Raw genomic sequence first — 16,314 nt, 5'->3', positions numbered from 1 at the left:
ACCGACATGAGTTCGCCCGAATCCCGCGTTCCCGCACCGACCGTCACCGGCCTCACGCGGACCGACGGGATCGCCGCGGCCGCGGCGGGCGAGGGAGCTCAGCGCACCAGCGGGCGGGCGGTCTTCGCCTGGGGACTGTGGGACTGGGGCTCGGCGGCCTTCAACGCCGTCGTCACGACGTTCGTCTTCACCGTCTACCTGACCAGTTCGAGCTTCGGCGAGCCCGGTGCCGTCGAGGCGCAGCTGGGCTGGGCCCTCGCTGCCGCGGGCCTGCTGATCGCCCTGCTCGCGCCGGTCACCGGTCAGCGCTCCGACACGTCCGGCCGCCGCAAGCTGTGGCTCGCGGTGAACACGTACATCGTCGTCGGTTTGACCGTGGCGATGGTCTTCGTCGCACCCGACCCGTCGTTCCTGTGGCTGGGGCTCTTCCTCGTCGCCGCAGGCAACGTCTTCTTCGAGTTCGCCGGCGTGAACTACAACGCGATGCTGTCCCAGGTGTCGACGCCCCGCTCCATCGGCCGCGTCAGCGGCTTCGGCTGGGGCATGGGATACGTCGGCGGCATCGTGCTGCTGCTGATCGTCTACTTCGGCTTCATCCAGGGGCTCTTCGGCGTGCCGGACGAGGACGGCTGGCCGGTTCGGCTCGCGATGGTCGTCTCCGCACTGTGGTTCGGCCTGTTCGCCCTTCCCGTGCTGTTCGCCGTTCCGGAGTACCGCGGCGCGGGTGCCCGGCGCGAGAAGGTGGGATTCTTCGCCTCCTACGCGCGCCTCGGCCGTGACATCGCGCGCCTGTGGCGTGAGAGCCGCCACACCGTGTGGTTCCTGCTCGCCAGCGCGGTGTTCCGCGACGGGCTCGCGGGCGTCTTCACGTTCGGCGGCGTGCTCGCGGCATCCGTCTTCGGATTCTCCCCCGGTGAGGTCATCCTCTTCGCCATCGCCGCCAATGTCGTCGCGGGACTGTCGACGATCGCCGTGGGCGCGCTCGATGACCGGCTCGGAGCGAAGCCCGTCATCGTCGCCGCACTCATCGGCCTGGTGATCTCGGGCCTGCTCGTGTTCTTCCTGCACGACGGCGGGCAGATCGTCTTCTGGACCGCGGGCCTGGCGCTCTGCCTGTTCGTCGGCCCCGCCCAGTCGGCGTCGCGGACATTCCTCGCCCGCATCATCCCGGCGGGGCGCGAGGGCGAGGTGTTCGGCCTCTACGCCACCACCGGACGCGCGGTGTCGTTCCTCGCACCGACGATGTTCGCCGTCTTCGTCTCCGTCTTCGGTGCGGCCTACTTCGGCATCCTGGGCATCGTGCTGGTGCTGCTGGCGGGCCTTCTCCTGCTGCTGCCCGTGCGGGCGAAGCAGGAGAAGCTCAGCCACTGACGACGCGGGCCGTTCGCGACATCCGCGTCACTCCGGCGGCGCGCCGTCACGCGGGGCTCGCCCGCGCGTGTGGAACCAGCGCGGCAGCTGCGGCCAGCGGATCCCGCGCTGGTCCGGCTCCTCCACTTCCAGCCCGTAGTACTCGCCGATGCGCTCGACGAACGCCGCACGTCGAGCATGCTCGTAGGCATTGCGCTCGCGTCGGAAGGCGACGATGGTCGCCCAGCAGATGAGGAGCATGACCACGCTGAACGGCAGGGCGATGGTGATCGCTGCCGTCTGCAAAGCGGTCAGGCCGCCGGTGAGCAGCAGGGCGATCGCGAGCAGCGCCGTGACCAGCGTGAAGAACGTGCGGACCCACTTCGGCGGCTCCTGGTCGCCGCCGCTTGCGATCATGCCCATCACGAGTGCGCCGGAGTCGGCCGAGGTGATGAAGAAGATGCCGATGAGGACGATCACCCCGATCGTCAGCACAGCCGTGCCCGGGAAGTGGCCGAGCAGCTGGAAGATCGCCCCTTCGAGGTTGACCGTGCCATCCGGCCCGGTCATCGCACCAGGGTCGTTAAGTTCGAGGTAGAGCGCGGATCCGCCGAGGACGGCGAACCACAGGACGCCGAGCATGGTGGGCACGAGGATCACGGCGACCACGAACTCGCGGACCGTGCGCCCGCGCGAGACGCGGGCGATGAAGATGCCGACGAAGGGCGCCCACGAGATCCACCAGCCCCAGTAGAACGAGGTCCACGCCGCCTGCCACGCCTCGCCCTCCGTTCCCTGGAACGCGCTGACGGTGAAGGACAGGCCCACATAGTTCTGGATGTACCCGCCGATGGACTGCACCCACTCCCGCAGCAGGAACTCGGTCTGTCCGAAGACCAGCACGTACACCAGCAGCAGCCCGGCGAGCACCAGGTTGGTCGACGACAGCCACTTCATGCCGCGTGTGACGCCCGAGAGCACGGAGAGCAGCACGAAGAGCGTGATGACGCCGATGATGCCGACCTGCATCGCGACATTGGGCTCCCCGAAACCGGCGGCACCGAGACCGGCGCTGATCTGCAGGACCCCCAGCCCCAGCGACGTCGCGACGCCGAACAGCGTGCCGGCGAGTGCGACGACGTCGATCGCGTGGCCCCACGGCCCTTCCACCCGCTTGCGCCCCAGCACCGGTTCGAGGGTCCAGCGGATGGAGATCGGTCGGCCGCGGCGGTGGATCGCGTATGCGAGCGCCAGACCGACGATCACGTAGATCGACCACGCCTGGACTCCCCAGTGCAGGTAGGTCTGGGTGAGCGCCTGCTGCGCAAGCTGCTGCGGCGTGCCCTCGACACCGGGGCGCGGGTTCACGAAGTGACTCAGCGGCTCGCTGACGCCGTAGAAGACGAGGCCTATGCCCATGCCGGCCGCGAAGAGCAGCGAGAACCACGCGCCGATCGAGAACTCCGGTTCGTCATCGTCGCGACCGAGCTTGATGTCGCCGAATCGTGAGAAGCCCACGACGAGCACGAATGCGACGAAGAGCGCGGCGAGGAGGACGTAGTACCAGTTGAAGGCGTTGACGATGGTCGACTGGATGCCCGAGAACAGCGATTCCGCGGCGCGGGGCGCGAGGATCGCGAACGCGCTGAAAGGGAGCACCACCACGGCCGCGGGCCAGAAGACCCAGCGCTGAATCCCTGCCCGCCCCGTGGCCGGGACGACGGCTGCGCCGGTGCCCGGGGACTCCGTCGCGTCCTGTCCTTCTGCTCCTCCCGCGGGTTCGGGCGAAGTGACGCTGTCGCTCACCGTCTCACGCTAACGGACGGGCCCACCGCCGACCCAGGGGGCTAGACCTGCGGCCAGGAATCTGCAAGCTTCGTCAGCAGCCGCGCCAGCTCTGCCCGCTCGTCCTCGGTGAACGAAGAGAGCGCCGCGTCGATCGCCTCTCGCCGCTCACCTCGAAACCCGCGCACGAGCCGGCTGCCAGCATCCGTCAGCGCGACGCGGGTCCGGCGTGCGTCGTTCGGGTCGACCTCGCGGCGGGTGAGACCGAGGTCGACCGCCTGCTGGACGAGGCGCGAGGCGCGGGGCTGGTCCACGCCGACGGCCTGCGCGATCTCGCCGATCGAGAGCGGGTGGGATGCCTGCGCCAGGGCCTCGAGCAGGCGCATGCGGGCTGGCCCGCCCAGCCGCGACGCGGCCCACGGCTGGGCGCCATGGCCGTGTCCGCGAGCACCGTGCCCCCATCCTGGAGCGCCATGCGGCCCGAAGCGCGCACCACCGCCATGGATATCGGCCGGCTGCGGCCCCTGGCCCCGGTGCATCGGTCCCTCGCCCCAGGGCGGTTTCGGCATCCGCCGCGCCCGCAGGCGCGAGAGTGCCGTGGCGATGGCGTCGGCCGGGTCGACGGGCGAGGACGGCATAAGCCCAAGATACATGCGCATTGACATGGACCTGGAACACATGTCACACTGCATGTACATGCGTTATGACATGCAATTGACGCGGCGGCGGGGCCGTCGCACATCGGAAGGACTTCTCATGGACACGGATGACACACCAGACGCCCCGGGCGGCGAACAGCGCCCGACGGACCGACGACCGCTCGGCTACTGGCTGCGCGTGGTCGACGAACTGCTGACCCGCGAGGTCGGCGCCGCGCTCGGGAGCGAGGGGGTCACCCGCAGCGACTGGATGCTGCTGAACGTCCTCGCCGGCGACGTCGACGGCCCGAGCCCGAAGGAGCGCCCGGCCGGCAAGGGCAAGCGGCTGCGCACTCTGGCGGAGCGCGGCTGGGCCGAGCAGCGAGGCGACGGCACATGGACGCTCACTGACGAGGGCCGCGCAGCCAAGGACCGCCTGGGCGAGGTCCTCGACGGGCTGCGCACCCGTCTCGTCGACGCGGTGGGAGCCGATGCGTTCGCCACCACGATGGCCTCCCTCGAGGCGATGGCACGCGAGCTCGGCCGGGATGAGGACCGCGCGGCCGGGTTCTTCCCCGGACCGGGCCGCCTCGGAGGCTGGGGCGGCCCCCGGCCCTTCCGTCCGGAGATCCGCTACGGCTGGGGCCCGAACCGGCACCACGGCTTCGAGCCGGGGCGCCCGGAACACCCCGGTCGCCGACCCGACGCGCACGAGGGCCCGCGGGACGGCTTCGATGAGGGATGCCACGGCCCGTGGTCGGCGCACGGGCACGGTTTCGGCCATGGACATCGGCGTGGTGGCCACCACCACCAGCCGCACGGCCATGGCGGACGGAAGGCGGAGCGCGCGTACGAGCGCGGTTTCGACGCGGGGTTCGAGCGGGGCCGTCAGGCCGGCGCCGCCTGACCGGTCGGCATGGACGCGCTCGCCGCCCGCTGCTCGACCGCCGGGGATGCCTCGCCTCCGGCGATCGAGCAGCGAGCAGCGCGTATCGAGATCCCCCGTCCTCCCTCCTCCGGGTGACCGATGTGGAGGAAGATGGCAGAGTGCCCGAACAGTTCAGCGACGAGCTGAGGGCCCTCCGCGAGCGCGCGTACGGCCCGGCCGCCGACATCCACGGCGATCCAGCCGCGCTCTCGCGGCTGCGGGAGCTGGAGGAGCTGTCGCGCACCCAATCCCAGGCCGCGCCCACGACCCCGAACCCCACGTTCCCGACGGTCCCGGCCATGCCGGCAGATGGCGTCGCTCCGGTGCCCGTCGGCGCGGCCGAGCCCGTCGGGCCGGGTTCGATCGGCGGGACGGCAGCCGTCGCATCCGCCGACATCAGTGAGGCGACGTCGACATGGGATGCCGACCCCGAACGCGAGCGCTCGCCCGGTCGCGCCGCGGCGTTCACCGCCGCGCCGCTCGACCACGATCCGGTCTACGCGCCCGCTGACGGCATCCCGCCGGGGGTCGACGCGGAGCGCGCTGACCGCGAATCCGGGGGCGAGTCCCCCTCGTCAGCGGCAGCGGAGGGCAAGCCCGCACCCTGGTGGCGCAGGCGTGTGCGGCTGGTCTGGGCCGGCTCCCTCGTGCTCACCGCGCTCGTCGCCGTGGCGGTGACGCTGTGGGCCGTGCAGGACAAGGACCAGGTCGCCGTCCTCCACGTCGCCGAAGAGACCGAGTGGCCCGAGATGGTGCTCGGCGATCCTCCACCGGACGCGCGCGTGTTCGACACCTATCTCGGTCTCGTCGTCGTCATGATGCCGCAGTCGCTGGGAGCGGGCGACTCGATCGACTGCCTGTACGTGCTCGACAGAGGCAACCGAGGGGTCATGTCCACCATCGGCTGTGCCGCAGGAGCGTTCGCCCCCACCGCGGCGCTGTCCGTATCGGATCAGGCACCCGAGGAGCTGCGCGATCGGTACGCCGACGGCACGGCGCTGCAGTTCGTGCTCAACGGCGACGACGTGCTCGTCTACGCGAACGAGCCGTGAGACGGCGGGCGTCAGTTGCCGCGCGCCCCCGCGTCGCTGGCGCCCACATCGGTGCGATGGAAGTTCTGGAACGAACGGGATGCCGTCGGCCCGCGCTGCCCCTGATACCGGTTGCCGTACGGACCCGAGCCGTACGGGTTCTCGGTCGGCGAGGACAGCCGGAAGAAGCACAGCTGGCCGATCTTCATGCCCGGCCAGAGCTTGATCGGAAGGGTCGCGACGTTGGACAGCTCGAGCGTGACGTGACCGGAGAATCCCGGGTCGATGAATCCAGCCGTGGAGTGCGTGAGCAGTCCCAGTCGGCCCAGCGAGGACTTGCCCTCCAGCCGCGCCGCGACGTCATCGGGCAATGACACGAGCTCGAAGGTGGAGCCGAGCGCGAACTCGCCGGGGTGAAGGATGAACGGCTCGCACGGGTCGACCTCGATCAGTCGTGTGAGCTCGGGCTGATCCTCGGCGGGGTCGATGAACGGGTACTTGTGGTTGTCGAAGAGCCGGAAGTATCGGTCGAGCCGCACATCGACACTCGAGGGCTGCACCATCGCGGGGTCCCACGGATCGAGGCCGATGCGCCGCGCGTCGATCTCGAGATGGATGTCGCGGTCGCTCAGCAGCACGCCGCCCAGCCTATCGGGGGTGTGCTGTTATGCTGGCCCTCGACCATCCGGTCGTCGAGGAGCGCGCCAGCGCTCATCGACACACACGGGGCTGTAGTTCAATGGCAGAACTTCTGCTTCCCAAGCAGACAGCGCGGGTTCGATTCCCGTCAGCCCCTCTCTATGGCCACCGTCGCACCCCACGAGTATTCACCGTGGGATTTCTGGCGGGATGCCGACGCCGACGCCCAAGAGGCCCAACGGGCGCTGCTCCGCGAGCTCGGCGAGCGCCCGGACCACGAGTTCGGCGATGAGGCGTTCGTGTCGAGGCACGCGTCCGTCGACAACGACGTGCTGCGATTGGGGAACCGCAGCTACGTGGCCGCCGGCGCCTACCTCACGGGCCGGCTTCACGTCGGCGCTGATTGCAGCATCAACCCCTACACGGTGATCCGGGGCCGCGTGTCGATGGGCGACGGCGTGCGGATCGGCGCTCACACCTCCATCCTCGGTTTCAACCACTCGATGGAGCCCGGTACGCCGGTGTTCCGACAGCCGCTGTCGTCGAAGGGCATCGTCATCGGCGACGACGTCTGGATCGGTTCGCACGTGGTCATCCTCGACGGCGTCCGCGTCGGCTCGCATTCGGTCCTCGCCGCGGGCGCCGTGGTCACCAAGGACGTACCCGCCGGCGCGATCGTCGGCGGCAACCCGGCGAAGTTCATCCGCTGGCGGGTCGAGCCGGTCGAAGCGGCGGGCGCGCCTCCCGCCGGTTCGGAGCCCACCGGTAGGACGGCCCATCCGACGGGACCCGACGCCGTCACCGGCCTCGCCACCCGCGTCTCGAGATTCGCGGATCAGGCGCGCTCCGAGGCGGCCGCCCTGCTGGATCGGGCATGGGATGCCGAGCGCGGACTCTTCCTCGACCGGCCCGGTGCCGCGCCGACCGTGCGCGCCCAGGCGGATGCGATCGAGATCGCCGACCTGCTGCTGGCCTCTCCTCCCCCACAGCTGCCCGCGGCGGACCAGGTCGCCCGGCTGCGGGGGTGGCAGGATGCCGTCAGCGGCGCCGTCGCGCCTCTGGACGCCGACGGCCGCCAGGTGGCGGGCCTCGATTTCCGGCATCCGGATGTCGCGTACCACGTGCTGAGCGTCGGGTATGCGCTCGACCTCCTCGGATCGTCCTTCAGCGTGCCCCTCGGCTGGGTCGCCGACGCGACGCCGTCGTCCGTGATCGCGTTCTGCGCCGACCTGCCGTGGGGCACCGACGCCTGGAACGCCGGCCACCACGTCGACGGGTTCGGCACGGCCCTGCTGTGGACGCGCCGCGATGGCCGCGACATTCCGCCCGGAATCGCCGAGGCGCTGTTCGGCTGGCTCGTGACACACGTGGATCCGAGGACGGGGATGTGGGGCGCCGAAAGCCCGCAGCGGGGTCTGCTGCTGCCGGTGAACGGGTTCTACCGCGCCACGCGTGGCACGTTCGCCCAGTTCGGCGTGCCTGTGCCTTACCCGGATCGCGTCACCGACACCGTGCTGCGGCACGCCGCCGATGCTCGCTACTTCTCGGCAGGCGTGCGCGATGCCTGCAATGTGCTCGACGTCGCCCACCCGCTCTGGCTCGCACGCGCAACGGGCAGTCCCGGGTACCGCGAGGCCGAGGTGCGTGCACTGGCCGCTCGACTGCTGGCGGATGCCCTGGAAGCGTGGAGGCCCGCTGCGGGCTTCGGGTTCCGCGAGCCGGGCGTCGCAACCCAGGGGCGACCTGAAACGGAGCCCGGTCTTCAAGGCACAGAGATGTGGCTGGCCATCCTCTGGTATCTGAGCGATCTGGTCGGGATTTCGGACGCGCTGGGATATCGTCCTCGCGGCGTGCACCGGCCCGAGCCGGCCGCGACGCTCGGCTAGTCCGCAGGGGGCGGCCCGGTTCGGGCGGCCTACTCTTCGCGTGGGCCGAGGTCGGGCGCGGCGACGAAGCGCGCCTCGGGCGTGACGGATCGTTCGATCTCGATGATCACGAGCGTGTTCCGTCCCGTCATCAGAGCGCCGGCCGGTACGAACAGCGTCCGCTGGGGTCCGCTGCTGCCGTACCGCCCGAGCAGGAACCCGTTCACGAGCGCATAGCCCTTGCCCCAGCCGTCGGTCAGCAGGAAGAGGTCGACCGGCGCCTCCAACTCGAAGGTGCCGCGCAGCGCGAACGGTCCCACCAGCTCGGACTCCGTCGTGGTCGCCCCGGCGTCCGTGGCCGCCGCAACGGCACCGGCCTCCGCCACGTCGATCGGAGTCGCCGCCCAGCCGGTGAGCTGCGCATCTCCGACGCAGACAGGGCCGACCAGTCCCTTCGGCTCCCCGAGCCGGGACGCGTAATTGACGCGTCCCTGCTCCTCCACGAGCATTCTCAGCCGCGCGCCCGGGGGCAGCATCAGCGCGTCCTGATGCGACGTTCTCGACAACGTGCCGACCGGGCGACCGTCGACGCTGATCCAGGCGTGGTCCCGCACTTCGCCGACGGTCAGCACGCCGCCCGGGAAGTCGTCCGGCAAGTCCACCTCATACGACACGAGCGCGCTCAGGTGATCCAGCTGCTCGAACGTCGGCGGTGCGTCCCAACTCCGCTCGTCACGCGGAGGAAGCCAAGCGCCGGCGTCCAGCCGCGCAAGCGGGACCGAGAACTCGGGCGCGGCGGCCGAACGGACCGGCAGCTCGTCGGGCACCGGCGCGTACTTCGCGATGACGTCCCGGAAGGCGAAGTACTTCTCGGTCGGGTCGCCCCGCTCGTCGAGCGGAGCGTCGTAGTCGTACGACGTCACGATGGGCAGGTACCGGCCCTTGTCGTTCGCGCCATTGGTCAGACCGAAGTTCGTTCCGCCGTGGAACATGTAGAGATTGACGGATGCTCCGGCAGCCAGGAGCACGTCGAGCTCCGCGGCCGACTCCACCGCCGATGTGGTGTGGTGGTAGCCGCCCCACCAGTCGAACCAGCCGTCCCAGAATTCCGCGCACATCAGCGGACCCGTCGGCTGATGGCGCCGCAAGGTCGCGAGCCGCTCGGCCGCCCGGGAGCCGAACGACCCCGTGAGGTGCACCCCCGGGACGCTGCCGTCGCGAAGCATCTGGTCCGTGGGCTGGTCGATGGTCGTGAGAGGCACCGTGATGCCGGCATCCTTCGTCACCCGTACCAGGTGCTCGAGGTACGCGGTGTCGTTGTCGTATGCGCCGTACTCGTTCTCGATCTGCACGAGGATCACCGGACCGCCCCGATCGATCTGGCGCGGAGCCACGATGTCGTAGACGCGCTCCAGGTAGCCGGTCACCTCGGCGAGATACGACGGCTCGGACCGGCGCAGCCCGATGCCTGGCATCCCCGTCAGCCACACCGGCAGCCCGCCGTTGTGCCACTCGGCGCAGATGTACGGGCCTGGGCGCACGATCGCGTGCATCCCCTCCGCCGCCACCAGGTCGAGGAAGGCACCCAGGTCGTTCCAGCCCGTGGCGCTCCACTCGCCGCGGCGAGGCTCGTGAGCGTTCCACGCCACGTAGGTCTCGATGGTGTTGAGGCCCATGAGCCGCGCCTTCCGGATGCGGTCGGCCCACTGCCCGGGATGCACCCGGAAGTAGTGCAGCGCACCCGACAGGACACGGAACGGCTCGCCGTCCAGCAGGAAGTCCGATCCACCGATCGAGAAACGCTGCTCGCCCGCCCGGTGGGGCTGGTGCCAGCCGCCCTTCGTGACCGATGAGTCCGCGAAGTCCGCGCTCATCGGGCTGACTTTCGTGCCCGCAGCAGGGCAGCCAGCCGCTCGAGCTGCGTCGCGTCCTCCAGCGCCGAGCCGACGGCGGCGACACGCACGCCGGCGTCGAGGAACTCCTCGACGTTGGAGGCATCCAGACCGCCGGTCGCGACGAACCGCACGTGCGGGAAGGGACCGCGGATGTGCGTGAACCAGTTCACCCCGAGCCATGTGGCGGGGAACGCCTTGAGCCATGTCAACCCGAGCGAGACCGCCAGCTGGACCTCGCTGGGCGTCGCGACGCCGGGGAGGATCGGGATGCCGGCGTCCTGCGCCGCCCGCACGACCACCGGATCGAGTCCGGGCGAGACGAGGTACGCGGCGCCGGCGTCTGCGGCGAGCGCCACCTGATCGGTGGTGATGATCGTCCCAGCGCCCACCCTCTTGCCCCGGGTCGCCGCCAGACGCGCGACCTCGCGCAGTGTCCGCTCGTCCTCGTCGGTCTGCAGAGGCACCTCGACGGAGTCGATGCCGAGGTTCCACGCCGTGTCAGACAGGCGCACGCTGCGCTCGACGCCCATTCCCCGCAGGATCGCCATGAGCGGTGCCGCGGCGAACGCCGTGTCGAACCAGTCGCCTCGCGGCGCGGGATCCGTCGGGGAGATCGTGTTCGAGGTCATACGGGGATCCTTCGTGCGTCGATGCGGTTGATCTGAGGGTGCGGGCAGGCCCCGCCGGACTGGACGATCCGGTGCCCGTCGCCCGGAGCGGCGGACCTCATGGGCCGCTGGACGCGGACTCGTCGATCGAGTCGGTCGTGGTCTGCAACGTGCGGGCGGCGCGGAGATGACCGGCCAGCAGCCGGTCCTGTACGGGATCCCCCGAGAGGTACCCGGCCAGATAGCCACCGGCGAAGGCATCGCCCGCTCCGACCGGCTCGACGACCTCGACGACGAGAGCGGGAACGAAGACCTCATCGGCGCCGGCGAACGCCGTGGCTCCGACGTCGCCGTCCTTGACGATGAGCTCGGCGACCTCGGGCAGGAGCGCTCGCACGTCGGTCGCCGCGACCGTGCCCCACAGCGCCTCGGCCTCATCACGGCCGACCAGCACGATGTCGGCGCGTCGAGCGAGATCGAGCAGCACGGGTGCCGCGGTGCGGGCGTCCCACAACGGCGCGCGGTGGTTGACGTCGAACGACACCGGCACGCCGTGGTCCCGCGCCCGTGCCATGACCCGCGAGAGGAACGCGGAGGCGGATGCCGAGATCGCGGCAGTGATGCCCGACACGTGCAGCACGTCGACGCCGTCGAAGGCCACCCTCTCGGCGTCCGCCTCCGAGAGGTGCGCGGCCGCCGAGCCGCGCCGGTAGTACAGGACGCCGTTCCCCGGATCCTTCACGTACAACCCTGTCGGGTGCGCCTCGTCATACGCCACGCGCGAGACATCCACACCGCGGGCCGTCAGCTGACGAGCGATCCTCCGTCCGAGGGCGTCGGCGCCGAGCCTGCTGAACCACACCGCACGGTGACCGAGCGCTGCGACATGAGAGGCGACGTTGGACTCCGCACCTCCCGCGTCGAGGAGGAAGGCGTCGGCGTCGACCACGGGAGTCGCAACGACGGGCGTGACCATCGCCATCGTCTCGCCGATCGCGAGCAGCGTGCGCGGCACCCCGCCGGAGTCGTCAGGCTGCGGCATCGGTCACCCTTTCGGTCGGGAGGCGGGATACGTCACCGCAGGTCGGTGACCGGAGCCGCGTCCATGTCGTCGAACGCCTGATTCTCGCCCGCCATCGCCCAGATGAACGAGTAGGCGGCAGTGCCGACGCCCGAGTGCAGCGACCACGAGGGCGAGATGACGGCCTGACGATCGGCGACCACGAGGTGACGGGTCTCTTCGCGCTCGCCCATGAGATGGATGACGCGCGCGTCCTCGGGCAGGTCGAAGTACAGGTAGCACTCGGTGCGGCGGTCATGGGTGTGCGCCGGCATCGTGTTCCACATCGAGCCCGGATGCAGCTCGGTCACGCCCATCACGATCTGGCAGCTCTTCACGCCGTTCTCGTGGATGTACTGGTTGAGCGTGCGGCGGTTGGAGGTGACCTGATCGCCGAGCTCGCGCACGGTGCCCTCCCCGGGCGACACGAGCGCGGCGGGGTACGCGGTGTGCGCGGGTGCCGAGAACAGGTAGAACTGCGCCCCCGCCTCGTCCGAGCCCGGAGCGTCGGCGAACGACACGTTCCTGATGCCGCGGCCGAGGTACAGGCACGCGCCCTTGACCAGTGTGTAGACCTCGCCGTCGGCGGTGACCGTGCCGGTGCCGCCGACGTTGATGACGCCGACCTCGCGATGCTCGAGGAAGTAGTCGCTGCGGATCTCGGGGTATCCGCCCAGCTCGAGCACCGAGCCGGCGGGCACCGCGCCGCCGAGCACGATGCGGTCGTGGTGGGTGTACGTCAACCGGATCTCGCCCGGCACGAACACGTCGGGAATGAGGTACGTGTCGCGCAGGTCCTTCGTCGTCATGCCCGGGATCTGAGCGGGGTTGGTCGCGTAGCGCTGCGGAATGTGCGTCTGGGTCACGGATTCTCTCCTGGTTCTGCGTGATCTCGGGTGTCGGCGGCCGTCAGCGGACGAGCCAGCCGCCGTCGACGGGGATGACAGCGCCGGTGATGTAGGCGGCGGCATCCGATGCGAGGAAGACGAAGGCCCCCTGCAGGTCGGATGCCTCGCCCCAGCGACCTGCGGGGATGCGCGACAGGATCGACGCGGCGCGGTCCTCGTCGGCACGCAGCGGCGCGGTGTTGTCCGTCGCCATGTAGCCCGGCGCGATGGCGTTCACCGTGACGCCCGCCGCGGCCCATTCGTTCGCCAGCGCCTTCGTGAGACCGGCGACGGCGTGCTTGGAGGCGGTGTAGGCCGGCACGAGGATGCCACCCTGGAACGACAGCATCGACGCGACGTTGATGATGCGGCCGCTCCCCTGAGCGAGCATGTGGCGGCCCGCGGCCTGCGAGAGATGGAACACCGCGTCCAGGTTGATCGCGAGCACGTCGTCCCAGTCACCGGCCGGATACTCGGCCGCCGGCGAGCGCCGGATCGTGCCGGCGTTGTTGACGAGGATGTCCAGCCCGCCGAGCTCGGCGATCACCTCGTCGACGGCCGACGACAGCTCGTCCGCCGTCGCCGAGGCCAGGTCGCGCTGCACGCGATGCACGCGACGGCCCTTCGCCTCGATGAGCGCGGCGGTGGCGGAGGCGTCGCCGCGATCGAGGAGGGCGACATCCGCCCCGGCGTCGGCGAGCGCGACGGCGGCACCTTGTCCGAGTCCGCGGCTCGAACCCGTGACGAGCGCGACCTTGCCGTCGAGGCGGAACGATTCGAGGATCATGTGGCGGACTCCCCTGCGGTGACGGGCGCTGCGGCGACGGCCTGAGCGGCGATGAATCTTGTGGTGAGCTCGCCGATCCCGGAGATGCGGACGGTGACGGCGTCTCCGTCGGCGAGCGGGCGGTGGGTCTCCTGCGCGGCAGGCAGCTTCTGCGGCGTACCGGTCGAGACGATGTCGCCCGGCGCGAGCGTCAGGATCTGGCTCAGGTGGTGGATGACGTACGCCACGCTGAAGATCGTGGTCGCCGTCGACTGCGAGACCGTCACGACACCGTCGCGCACCACTTCGACGAGCAGGTTCTGCGGGTCGGGCACCTCGTCGGGCGTGACGATCCACGGGCCCAGGGGCGCGAAGCCGTCGGAGCACTTTCCCAGGGCCCACTGGCTCTGCCGCCGCTGCCAGGCGCGCTCGGACACATCGTTGAGGATCGTGTAGCCGCCGACGTGGTCGAGCGCGTCCTCGAGAGGGACGTGCCGCGCGCGCTTGCCGATCACGACCGCGACCTCGCCCTCGTAGTCGACGTCCGTCGCTCCCGGCGGGATCAGGACGGGATCGCTCGGCCCGCCGAGCGTGTTGGCGGTCTTGACGAACACGTCCGGGAACTCCGGGTCGTTCGCCGTCGGGGCCGCGCCGTCCGGCACGTGGCCGCGGTAGTTGTAGCCGAGGCACAGGATCTTCCCCGGCCTGACGGGGGCCAGGAGCGACGCTGGGTCGACGGCGGGAAGGGAGGCGGCATCGCATGCCGCGACCTCCGCGACTGCGAGCTGAAGCAGCCCGTCCCCGGCGAGCAGTTCGGTCACGTCGCGTGCGAGATGACCGAGGTCCAGGAGACGGTCCTCGCCGCCGGCACGGACCACGGCCGCCGGCCGGGCGCCGCCGGGGCCGGCATAGGAGGCCAGCCTCACCAGTACTTCCTCCACTCCGGGCGCGTCACGCGCATCAGCGCTTCCAGGTAGAAGTAGTCACCCCAGAGCGTCCCCTCGTCGACGCCGTTGTCCTTGGGCAGGTCGTAGACCGAGTGCAGGATCAGCGCGTCGGAGTCCTCGGGCGCTGACGGCGTGTAGTTCGCGATGAGCGACGCCAGGATCGAATGGGCCCGAGCGGTCCACTCGGCCGCGCGCTCGGCATCCGTCTCCAGCTTCGCCAGCTCCAGCAGGCCGCACACCGCGATGGCTGCGGCGGAGCTGTCGCGGGGGGCGTCGCTGCCGTCGGTGTACACGAGGTCCCAGAAGGGCACCTCGTCGGCGGGCAGGTGCGCGAGGAAGTACTCGGCGCAGCGACGGGATGCCTCCAGCAGGCGCTCATCGCCGGTCACGGCGTAGTTCATGGCGAAGCCGTAGATGCCCCACGCCTGCCCGCGAGCCCAGCACGACTCGTCGAACGCGCCCTGCTCGGTCGCGCCCCGCAGCGGCTCCCCCGTCTCGGCATCCCAGTAGAAGGTGTGGAAGGTGGAGTCGTCCTCGCGCAGGATGTGCTCGCGCAGCTGGGCGGTGTGGCGTGCGACGGCGTCAGCGAAGCGCTTCTCGCCGGTCTGCTCGTGCGCCCACGTCAGCAGCGGCATGTTCATGAGACTGTCGATGATGGTGCGGCCCCGCTGCGCCGGGTCGGAGAGGTCCCCCCACGCCTGGATGATTCCGGCAGGCTCCAGGAACCGGCGCATCAGGTGCTCGGCGGCCAGCAGCGAGGCCTCGCGCGCCTTCGCGTCGCCGACCAGGCGCCAGGCCGCGACGGTCGACAGCGTGTAGAGGAAGCCGAGGTCGTGGGTGTCGAGGTCTTCCTCGGCGCGCACGCGGCGCTCGAAGTCGACGACGTCGGCCATGGCCGCATCCTTGAAGTCCTCGTCGCCGCTGAACTGCCACGCCAGCCACAGCATCCCGGTCCGGAAGCTTGTCGTCCACCCGCGGTTGCCGCCGACCGGGATACCGCCCTCGGCAGGCCGCAGCTCGTAGCGGTCGTCGACGGTGGTGTCGCCGGGGAAGCCGCCGCCGAAGCTCGCGCTGTTGCGGCGGACGGTGGACAGCGCGGCCGCGATCGCGGCATCCGTCCCTTCGGGAGCGGAGGGTGCGCTGATGCCCGCAGCGGGCGAAGTGGACGTCATGAGTGAGGGATCCTTCGTCGGGGAGAGCCGGAGCGCCGTCAGGCGGCGGCCGGCTCGTCGAGGTCGAGCACGGGGCGGAGCGTGAAGCGCGAGTTGGTCCAAGCGAGATACAGGGCGGCGGATGCCGTCAGCCCCAGTCCGATCGCGGGTGCGGTCGCGAACACCGCCGCCTGCGCCGCGAGCGCCGCGAGCGACACGGCGGTGAGGTACCAGCGACGCACAGCGAGATGGACGCTCGCGCGGAGCACGTCGCCGAAGCGGGCGCCGGGCACTTCGGCGATCGCGACGAGGGCGACCAGCCCGAAGGCCACCGCGAGCACCGCAAGCACGCCGAGGAGCGGAACCGTGAACACGGCTGCGGGCGTGGCGGACAGCATCCGCACGTCCACCAGCAGCACCACGACGACCGCCGTGACGGCTGCGCCGGTCACGAGCGCGCGCCACCACGTCTCGCGGATCCCCGCGATGAACGCGCGCACCGGGCCGAGGCCGCCCGCCGCGTGCTCGCGGAACGCGCGGAACGCCGCCGCGACGCCGGGAGCCGCGAGGGGCGCGGCGACCGCGAGCAGGGGCCACGAGCGGGCCGGGTCGGTCATCATGAGGAGCGCCACGAGCGGCATGCACGAGATGACGAGCAGGAGGTTCACGACCAGCGCCAGGTACACCATGCCGATGAGGGACGCCCACGTGTCGTGCGGAACGAGGCCGTTGAGCTTCTGCAGCGGGCCGGACTTCTTCATGGC

15 protein-coding genes and 1 tRNA gene are annotated in these 16,314 nt (G+C 70.6%); 5 read left to right on the top strand and 11 right to left on the bottom strand.

From position 1 onward, the window contains the following. Nucleotides 1-6: 6 nt before the first annotated feature. Nucleotides 7-1,371: an MFS transporter gene (locus tag AC5RVZ_RS00405; protein ID WP_494063809.1), complete on the top strand. Its 1,365-nt coding sequence runs from the start codon at nt 7-9 to the stop codon at nt 1,369-1,371. 27 nt (nt 1,372-1,398) lie between these two features. On the opposite strand, the gene AC5RVZ_RS00400 is transcribed toward AC5RVZ_RS00405, so the two are convergent. Both AC5RVZ_RS00400 and AC5RVZ_RS00395 read right to left on the bottom strand, forming a co-directional pair. Then, on the bottom strand, nt 1,399-3,045 hold the full coding sequence (locus AC5RVZ_RS00400; protein ID WP_494064696.1) for a BCCT family transporter: 1,647 nt from the start codon (nt 3,043-3,045) through the stop codon (nt 1,399-1,401). Between the two features lie 152 nt (nt 3,046-3,197). Beyond that, on the bottom strand, nt 3,198-3,773 hold the full coding sequence (locus tag AC5RVZ_RS00395; protein WP_494063808.1) for a MarR family winged helix-turn-helix transcriptional regulator: 576 nt from the start codon (nt 3,771-3,773) through the stop codon (nt 3,198-3,200). 118 nt (nt 3,774-3,891) lie between these two features. Between AC5RVZ_RS00395 and AC5RVZ_RS00390 the strand changes: the two genes are divergently transcribed. Beyond that, nucleotides 3,892-4,680 carry a MarR family winged helix-turn-helix transcriptional regulator gene (locus tag AC5RVZ_RS00390; RefSeq protein ID WP_494063807.1) on the top strand — a complete coding sequence of 263 codons (789 nt, stop codon included), beginning with the start codon at nt 3,892-3,894 and terminating at the stop codon, nt 4,678-4,680. A 140-nt stretch (nt 4,681-4,820) separates the two neighbouring features. After that, complete coding sequence (locus AC5RVZ_RS00385) at nt 4,821-5,753, top strand: hypothetical protein (RefSeq protein WP_494063806.1); 933 nt, start codon at nt 4,821-4,823, stop codon at nt 5,751-5,753. Nucleotides 5,754-5,764: 11 nt separating this feature from the next. Here AC5RVZ_RS00385 and dcd read toward each other — a convergent pair whose 3' ends face one another. Beyond that, nucleotides 5,765-6,370: a dCTP deaminase gene (gene dcd / locus AC5RVZ_RS00380; protein ID WP_494063805.1), complete on the bottom strand. Its 606-nt coding sequence runs from the start codon at nt 6,368-6,370 to the stop codon at nt 5,765-5,767. A gap of 87 nt (nt 6,371-6,457) precedes the next feature. On the opposite strand from dcd, the gene AC5RVZ_RS00375 reads away from it, so the two are divergent. Then, nucleotides 6,458-6,528, top strand: a tRNA-Gly gene (locus AC5RVZ_RS00375). A gap of 4 nt (nt 6,529-6,532) precedes the next feature. Further along, nucleotides 6,533-8,257, top strand: a complete 1,725-nt coding sequence (locus tag AC5RVZ_RS00370) for an acyltransferase (RefSeq protein ID WP_494063804.1) — start codon at nt 6,533-6,535, stop codon at nt 8,255-8,257. Nucleotides 8,258-8,286: 29 nt separating this feature from the next. On the opposite strand, the gene AC5RVZ_RS00365 is transcribed toward AC5RVZ_RS00370, so the two are convergent. From AC5RVZ_RS00365 to AC5RVZ_RS00330, 8 genes are all read right to left on the bottom strand, one after another. Next, nucleotides 8,287-10,110, bottom strand: a complete 1,824-nt coding sequence (locus AC5RVZ_RS00365; RefSeq protein ID WP_494063803.1) for a glycoside hydrolase family 35 protein — start codon at nt 10,108-10,110, stop codon at nt 8,287-8,289. Beyond that, nucleotides 10,107-10,760, bottom strand: coding sequence for a bifunctional 4-hydroxy-2-oxoglutarate aldolase/2-dehydro-3-deoxy-phosphogluconate aldolase (locus AC5RVZ_RS00360; RefSeq protein ID WP_494063802.1), 654 nt, complete (start codon nt 10,758-10,760; stop codon nt 10,107-10,109). Before AC5RVZ_RS00360 ends, AC5RVZ_RS00365 begins: the two co-directional genes overlap by 4 nt. 97 nt (nt 10,761-10,857) lie before the next feature. Then, nucleotides 10,858-11,781: a sugar kinase gene (locus tag AC5RVZ_RS00355; protein ID WP_494063801.1), complete on the bottom strand. Its 924-nt coding sequence runs from the start codon at nt 11,779-11,781 to the stop codon at nt 10,858-10,860. Between the two features lie 32 nt (nt 11,782-11,813). Next, nucleotides 11,814-12,665 carry a 5-dehydro-4-deoxy-D-glucuronate isomerase gene (kduI, locus tag AC5RVZ_RS00350; RefSeq protein ID WP_494063800.1) on the bottom strand — a complete coding sequence of 284 codons (852 nt, stop codon included), beginning with the start codon at nt 12,663-12,665 and terminating at the stop codon, nt 11,814-11,816. Between the two features lie 43 nt (nt 12,666-12,708). After that, nucleotides 12,709-13,473, bottom strand: coding sequence for a 2-dehydro-3-deoxy-D-gluconate 5-dehydrogenase KduD (gene kduD, locus AC5RVZ_RS00345; RefSeq protein WP_494063799.1), 765 nt, complete (start codon nt 13,471-13,473; stop codon nt 12,709-12,711). Beyond that, on the bottom strand, nt 13,470-14,378 hold the full coding sequence (locus tag AC5RVZ_RS00340) for a fumarylacetoacetate hydrolase family protein (RefSeq protein WP_494063798.1): 909 nt from the start codon (nt 14,376-14,378) through the stop codon (nt 13,470-13,472). The genes kduD and AC5RVZ_RS00340 overlap by 4 nt, the downstream gene beginning before the upstream one ends. Then, a complete protein-coding gene (locus tag AC5RVZ_RS00335) occupies nt 14,375-15,571 on the bottom strand; it encodes a glycoside hydrolase family 88 protein (protein ID WP_494063797.1) in 1,197 nt (398 codons plus the stop codon). The genes AC5RVZ_RS00340 and AC5RVZ_RS00335 overlap by 4 nt, the downstream gene beginning before the upstream one ends. Before the next feature lie 38 nt (nt 15,572-15,609). After that, nucleotides 15,610-16,311: a ferredoxin-NADPH reductase gene (locus AC5RVZ_RS00330; RefSeq protein ID WP_494063796.1), complete on the bottom strand. Its 702-nt coding sequence runs from the start codon at nt 16,309-16,311 to the stop codon at nt 15,610-15,612. Between the last annotated feature and the right edge of the window lie 3 nt (nt 16,312-16,314).

This window comes from Arthrobacter sp. Cza30, from assembly GCF_059090765.1.
This window is presented reverse-complemented; position numbering and strand designations above follow the sequence as displayed.

What these genes read in the sequence shown, in the direction of transcription:
- kduD (WP_494063799.1), bottom strand. Translation starts at nt 13,473, where the DNA reads ATGATCCTCGAATCGTTCCGCCTCGACGGCAAGGTCGCGCTCGTCACG.
- AC5RVZ_RS00370 (WP_494063804.1), top strand. Translation starts at nt 6,533, where the DNA reads ATGGCCACCGTCGCACCCCACGAGTATTCACCGTGGGATTTCTGGCGG.
- AC5RVZ_RS00335 (WP_494063797.1), bottom strand. Translation starts at nt 15,571, where the DNA reads ATGACGTCCACTTCGCCCGCTGCGGGCATCAGCGCACCCTCCGCTCCC.
- AC5RVZ_RS00355 (WP_494063801.1), bottom strand. Translation starts at nt 11,781, where the DNA reads ATGCCGCAGCCTGACGACTCCGGCGGGGTGCCGCGCACGCTGCTCGCG.
- AC5RVZ_RS00330 (WP_494063796.1), bottom strand. Translation starts at nt 16,311, where the DNA reads ATGAAGAAGTCCGGCCCGCTGCAGAAGCTCAACGGCCTCGTTCCGCAC.
- AC5RVZ_RS00395 (WP_494063808.1), bottom strand. Translation starts at nt 3,773, where the DNA reads ATGCCGTCCTCGCCCGTCGACCCGGCCGACGCCATCGCCACGGCACTC.
- AC5RVZ_RS00365 (WP_494063803.1), bottom strand. Translation starts at nt 10,110, where the DNA reads ATGAGCGCGGACTTCGCGGACTCATCGGTCACGAAGGGCGGCTGGCAC.
- AC5RVZ_RS00360 (WP_494063802.1), bottom strand. Translation starts at nt 10,760, where the DNA reads ATGACCTCGAACACGATCTCCCCGACGGATCCCGCGCCGCGAGGCGAC.
- AC5RVZ_RS00405 (WP_494063809.1), top strand. Translation starts at nt 7, where the DNA reads ATGAGTTCGCCCGAATCCCGCGTTCCCGCACCGACCGTCACCGGCCTC.
- AC5RVZ_RS00390 (WP_494063807.1), top strand. Translation starts at nt 3,892, where the DNA reads ATGGACACGGATGACACACCAGACGCCCCGGGCGGCGAACAGCGCCCG.